Below are 7347 nucleotides of genomic sequence, written 5' to 3'. Positions count from 1 at the left end.
CCAAAAAGTAATGGAAAATGGTAAAGAAAAAATGGTTTACTATAACTATGACGGTTGGATGCTTTACGGCTGGCAAGGGATCGATAACGTGCCGTACTATTTTGATACGTTCAACGGTGCCATGATGACAGGCGAACGTTACATCAATGGACATTGGTATTTATTCAATGATAAAGGTCAAATGCAACGAGGCTTCCAAAAAGTAATGGAAAATGGTAAAGAAAAAACGGTTTACTATAACTATGATGGCTGGATGCTTTATGGTTGGCAAACGATCAATGACAAACGTTATTACTTTGATACCTTTAATGGTGCATTATTAAAAGAAGAATAGGAGTATATGGATAAAAATGTTTGAGAAAAAATTACACTACAAGATGTACAAAGCGGGTAAGCATTGGGTATTTGCGGCAATTGCAGTAGGAATTTTTGGATTTGCTAGTACGACTAATGTTTTAGCAGATGAAACGAGTAGTAGCAATGAAGCCCAAACAGAACAGGCATTAAATATCAACGAATCAACTGATACTACAACAGATGTTTCTAGTGAGGAAAAGACCACTGAAGCTAAAGATACTACACAAGATGTGAATACAGCTTTAAATGAAGAAACAACAGCTACTGAAAATAAAGATACAGCTACTCAGACTGTGAACTCTTCTGAACAAGATACTACAACGGTCGATGATAAAAATACCTTAGCCGATACAGCTCAAGTTAAGACAACTGAAAATAAATATACCCAAGAAAATGTGGATGGAAATTGGTATCTTAAAGATGAACAAGGAAACTATTTAACTGGTTTCCAAGAGATAAAGGACCAAAATAAGACGGTTTATTATAATCCAGACAGCAAGCAAATGGTCTACGGACAACAAAATATCAATGGAAATTGGTATTTATTTGACACTTTCGATGGTGCAATGCAAACCGGGCTACAATATATTCGTGATCAAAAGAAACTAGCCTATTACAATGAGCAAGGGCAAATGCAGTATGGAACAGTTGAGATCGATGGTCAAAAATACCAAGCTGATACTTTTGACGGTGCTATTAAAGGTAAAGGTCAAACTAAGATCGCTGATAATTGGTACTTATTCAATAATGCTGGACAAGTGGTAGATGGCTGGCAATGGATTAATGACCAAGGGAAAACGGTCTATTACAGTCCAAAAACTGCTCAAATGGTCCACGGACAACAAAATATCAACGGCCACTGGTATCTATTTGATAAAACTACTGGTGCGATGCAACGTGGCTTCCAAAACTTGAAGGATTATGGTGACGACAAGACTGTTTATTATAATCAAGATGGCTGGATGCTTTATGGCCAACAAAAAATCGAAAATAAATGGTACAATTTTGACACCTTTAATGGTGCAATGAAGACAGGTTTGGTCAAGATCCCTGACCAAAATAAGACAGTTTATTATGCTCCAAATGGTCAAATGCAATATGGCTGGCAATGGGTCGATAATGCGACGCGCTACTTTGATACCTTCAACGGTGCAATGGCTACGGGGCAAAAGTTTATCACAGGCCACTGGTATCTATTTGATAACAACGGTGCAATGCAACGTGGCTTCCAAAATCTCAAAGATTATGGTGACAACAAAACGGTTTATTATAACCAAGATGGTTGGATGCAATATGGTTGGCAGTGGTTAGATAATGCGACCCGCTACTTTGATACCTATGATGGTGCAATGGCGATCGGACAAAAGAAGATCAATGATCACTGGTATCTGTTTGATAAGAATGGTGCAATGCAACGAGGTTTCCAATATTTGCCAGAGGACAAGAAAGTTGCATACTATAACCAAGATGGTTGGATGTTATACGGTAAGCAAGATATTTCTGGTAAGACATATAGCTTTAACACATATAATGGTGCCTTAGAGAATATGGATGGTCAGCAAAAACTAGGTGATCACTGGTATTTGTTTAACAAGGGTGAAGTGTTGACTGGTTTTCAAGAGATAAAAGATCAAAATAAGACAGTCTACTACGATCCAAGTACAGCACGAATGCAGTATGGTTGGCAAACGATCGCTAATAATAAATATTATTTTGACACCTATGATGGTGCAATGTATACAGGTAGTCATTTGATCGATGGGGTGGATTACTCCTTTGATGATGATGGTACATTATTGCCATTAACGATCCAAGCTTATCGTGAAATGGTTGCTAAAGAAGTAGCTCATGATATCAAAAAAAATTATGCTCAAAGTATAGATTATGATTGGAACAATCAAAATGATAATTACCTCGCTTTCACGTTGCATGATACAGCTCAATTAGTTGCACGTAATAATTTGGCTGCCACTTCTGAAGCTGTACAAAAAAATTTAGTGAATAATTCTTTATTTACGGGTACAGCAAATATAGTGTGGACTAAGAGCTATAAAGATATGCACCAAGCTATAACTCAAGCTGCAAATGATTTTATGACTACTTTTGTACCAACGATCGATCTATCTAAGTCAGCTATCGGTGTCGGTGCTAAGGAAATGGATGACAGCATAAATGTTGCTATTATTATCTTTACGCCTGGTAAAGATGACAAACCTAAAGAAGAGCTGGCTGATTCAGCACTTACTGCCAATGTATCTGAGGTTTATACAGCACCAGGTGTCAACACACAAGCTCATGATGGCCTACGATCAGGGGATACGATCAGTGCAAGTGAATTAGGAAATACCTTTAAAGTATCGCCAAGTTTATTGAATGGTGTTAAGGGCCAAAAGATCGGTGAACAAAATTTGAAGCTGATCTTCAGCAGTTTACCTGGCAATGAAACTGGACTAGAGGGACAAAAACTTTATAAGGGGATAGATGGTAATGATTATCATTATGTCTTTTGGCTAAATGATACTTTTGCTGGTCAGAAAGTTGGTAAGCAAGAAGCATTTTTAGCTGCAAATAAAGATGCTGTATATGGTGATCCATTAAAGGTCAGCTATTCTGCTACTTTGACTTGGGGCGCACCAGTTGAAGTTTCGATAGGTGTCACAGGTGTACCAACTAGTCAAATGACAGATGAACAGATCGATCTTGCTTATAAGACAGGAACTAATACTGGTTTGCGTTATGATGCTGTTACAGTCAAACCGATCGAAGGGATGACAGAGGATATGATCCGTGGGGTCGATATTGGCAGTTACCAATCTTTGATCAACGCAGGTGTAAAATTTTATGACTTTGATGGTAATGAAGCGCCAATTTATAAAGTTTTAAAAGATGCAGGGGTCAACTGGATCCGACTTCGTGTTTGGAATGATCCATATGATGTTAACAACAACACATACGCTGGTGGTGATTGTAGTGAAGCAAATGTTGTTCAGATGGCAAAAGATGCTTCTAAATATGGTTTGAAAGTTTTACTTGATTTCCATTACTCTGATTTTTGGGCTGATCCTGCTAAGCAACCTCTCCCTAAAGCATGGGAAGATCAAACAGGTGATTCTTTAGCTAAGAGTGTTTACAATTATACAAGCAAAGTATTGACCGATTTGAAAAATGCTGGCGTTGATGTTGGTATGGTCCAAGTTGGTAATGAGATCACAAATGGTGTCTTTGGGATCTATTCCAATCGTGACCGTGGTGAATCGTATCTAAATATCTGGGGCAATAAAGAAAAAGCGGCTCAAATTTCTAGATATTTGAATGCAGGTTCTAAAGCTGTTCGTGATGTTTTGCCTGATGCAAAAGTCGCTATTCAATTAGAAACACCTAATGTACCTAAATATACTAATATTATGAATGCTTTACGTGATAATAATGTTGATTATGATATTTTAGGGACATCATATTATCCATTCTGGTCAACACATGATGGCAATGGCTGGTATGATGATGTTGATATGGGATGGGGTGCTAACACACCTAAGAGTTTGGAAGGAATTGAAAAACTCGCCAAGCAAGAGTATGGTAAGCAGGTAGTTGTTTTGGAAACTGGTTGGATCAACAATGTTCGTGATTCGGATGGTACAGGAAATTCGATCGGACCCGATTCAGAGATCCAGGCATATAGTCATGATCCGCAAGGTCAGGTTGATGCGATGGCAGATATGTATAAAGCTTTAGTTGCTCAAGGTGGTTTAGGTGGTTTCTGGTGGGAACCAGCATGGATCCCAGTTAAGGCTGGCTGGGAAAACTGGCAATTTAATAAGGATGCATCTGATAAGTACGGTACTGGTTGGGCTTCACAATATGCGGTCGGTTATGCACCAGATAGTGTGATGTATTACAACGGTCAACCAACTTGGGGTGGCTCAACATGGGATAATGTGGCCTTGTTTGATGATCTAGGGCATCCACTTCAATCATTGAAGATGTACAACGGTTTCTTACATGGTTATGAAACACCTAAAGTACCTGAAAAGGCAACATCTACGCTTAACTTTAAAGTAAATAAAGTGTGGAATAGTAACAATGTTGTTTTAAAAGATGGGATAACTGAAGGTTCAACACTTGCTGTTTCTGATATGCTCGATCCCCTTTCGGCTACGGCAAATGAATTGCTTAGTGGAACAGGTGCGTTTACTCAAGAAAACTTAGAGAAGATCGCAAGTGGTTTAGGCGGTATGACGACTGCTTTAGAGGGTTCTAAGACCTATTACGCTGATAATGGAGATGCTTATCACTATGTTTTTTGGTTTACTGAAGGTAAAACAGCTGAGCAAAAAGCATGGAATTTCTACAATGATAATAAAGATGCCAAATATGGCGAACCTTTAGTTGCAAATGTTGAAGCAACTGTAATTTGGGGTGCAGCTAAGGCATAATAATTAGGCTAGAAGAGTGGCTCTTGAAGTGACTTTTCTAGTCTATTTTTGATAAAATCAGGATAAAATAATGCGATATCAAGGAGATGAGATGATGGATAGAAGACTCAAGCAGATCTTGAATGCACAAAATATGATGGCCAAACGAAAAGTTTTTTATATTTCAAGTGCGACCGTAGCTTTATTAGCAACAGGTATATGTTCACCGCAAGTGATACAAGCAGATCAAACTGTCACAACGGAAAGTACTCAGGTTCAAACTGAACAGTCTGAGGTACAAAAGGTAGAAGAAAATTCTAAAGTAGAAACATCACAAGTTGATGTAGAAAGCACCACTGACTCGGAGCGATCAGAAAACACAACGATAGGAGCTACTTCAAAAGAAACCGAAGCCACGCAGACAACTGAACTGACAGCACAAGAAGATACAGAAAAAACATTAATGAATGTTGAAAGCGAAACTGAGCCAGTTCAAAAAGAAGAAACAAAACAATTGGTCGAACGAAAACATGGGAATGATTGGTATTTGATCGATAAAGAGACTGGTGAAAAAGCAACAGGTTTTCAAAGATTAGAGGAGCAGGCTAAAACTGTTTATTACAATAATGAAGGCAAGATGCAGTATGGATGGCAATGGGTCAACAATGCCAAGCATTATTTCGATACATTTAATGGGGCAATGGCGATCGGTGAAAAAAACATCAATGGTCATTGGTATCTCTTCAATGAACAAGGCCAAATGCAACGAGGATTTCAAACGCTAGAAAATAGCGATGAAAAAAAGACTGTTTATTACAATAAAGATGGTTGGATGCTTTACGGATGGCAGTGGGTCAACAACGCCACACATTATTTTGACACGTTCAATGGAGCAATGGCTACCGGTGAAAAAAATATCAACGGTCACTGGTATTTATTTGATAGACAGGGCCAGATGCAACGAGGTTTTCAAGAGCTGGACCAATATGGACAAAATAAGACTGTTTACTATAATGATCAAGGACATATGCTTTATGGACAACAGCTGATCGCTAATAAATGGTATAACTTTGATACGTTTGATGGTGCGATGAAGACGGGTTTTCAATATATAGCAGGTCAAAATAAATGGGTCTATTATGCTGTTGATGGTAATAACAGAGGGCAGATGCAGTATGGTTTTCAAAATATTGCGGGAAAAACATATTATTTTGATACATTTAATGGGGCACAAAGTAAGAATAAACAACAAAACATCAATGGAAATTGGTATCTATTTGACGAAGCTGGTATAATGCAGACTGGTTTTCAAAATCTAACTCGTTATGGACAAAATAAAGTAGTTTACTATGCACCAAATGGCCAAATGCAATATGGGTATCAGACGATCGCAGGTAAACGGTATTATTTTGATACGTTTGATGGAGCAATGAAGCGCAATGCTTTAGTTTTTGATAAAGATAACAAAGTGTTGATCTATTTTACCGGTGACGGTTCTGCTGCTCAAGGGGTAAATGTCTTGATAGAAGGAAAAATGTATGGCTTTACGGAAGAAGGTGCTTTGATAAATGCACCAGGTGAAGCAAAGATAGCTGGGAAATGGTATTTATTTGGTGATAATGATCAATTGCTGACAGGGACGCAGATCTTAAGCGATAAACGCCAGGTCTATTATGATCTTGAAACAGCTCAGATGAAATATGGGCAACTAAACTTAGCTGGAAAATGGTATTTATTTGATAAGATAAATGGTGCTATGCAAACTGGTTTCAAGGATCTGAAAGAGTACGGACAAAATAAGACTGTCTATTACAATAAACAGGGGCAGATGCAATATGGCCAACAGTTGATAGCTGGACATTGGTACTTATTTGATACATTCGATGGAGCGATGAAAACAGGATTGCAATGGATCAAAGATCAAGCTAAGTTTGTTTATTATGCTTCAAATGGGCAGATGCAGTACGGTACGATCCAGGCAGGGCGTATAACTTACTATGCTGACCAAGTCACTGGTTCGATCGATGGAGTATTTAATAATGCTGAAGTAATTGGGCAAAATCCAGAGTTACCTACAGGTTGTGAGATAACAGCAGTAACAATGATGTTACGTTATGCTGGAAAAAATGTTAATAAGATCCAACTAGCTCATGAAATGCCAAAAAGTAACAATGGTGATTATGGTTTTGTTGGTGATCCATTCAGTGTAACTGGGTGGTGGGTCTTTCCAACAGGTGTAGCACCAGTAGTCAATAAATATATGGGAACAAGTAAAGTTATGACGGGTGCAAGTTGGTCGGATATTTATCGACAGTTGTTGAATGGGCGCCTGGTTGTGGTTTGGATGGCTAATATGAATGGTTTTGTAAACCATGCGATCACACTGACAGGATATCGCAAGGGAGTGATCTACTACAACAATCCTTGGACGGCTAAAAAAGAGTCTATGACTGCGGATCAATTCTACAAGCACTGGAATGCTAATCGACAGAGAGCTCTAAGTTATTAAGTTAAATAGCTGATCAAATTTCACAAGGACGAAATTTGATCAGCTACTTTTATTTTTTTAAGAACCCTG

2 protein-coding genes and 1 pseudogene are annotated in these 7347 nt (G+C 38.3%); all 3 read left to right on the top strand.

All coding sequences use genetic code 11. The features are described from left to right. Positions 1–334 (top strand): annotated as a pseudogene (locus LMU01S_RS09280) (GH25 family lysozyme); the annotation flags it as partial. Between the two features lie 16 nt (positions 335–350). Beyond that, positions 351–4790 (top strand): glycosyl hydrolase 53 family protein, encoded by a 4440-nt coding sequence (locus tag LMU01S_RS09275; RefSeq protein ID WP_082613039.1) that lies wholly within the window; start codon positions 351–353, stop codon positions 4788–4790. A 70-nt stretch (positions 4791–4860) separates the two neighbouring features. Further along, on the top strand, positions 4861–7278 hold the full coding sequence (locus LMU01S_RS09270) for a C39 family peptidase (RefSeq protein ID WP_056958538.1): 2418 nt from the start codon (positions 4861–4863) through the stop codon (positions 7276–7278). Positions 7279–7347 lie beyond the last annotated feature (69 nt).

Origin of the sequence: Ligilactobacillus murinus DSM 20452 = NBRC 14221, assembly GCF_001591685.1 — a bacterium.
Lineage (GTDB): Bacteria > Bacillota > Bacilli > Lactobacillales > Lactobacillaceae > Ligilactobacillus > Ligilactobacillus murinus.
This window is presented reverse-complemented; position numbering and strand designations above follow the sequence as displayed.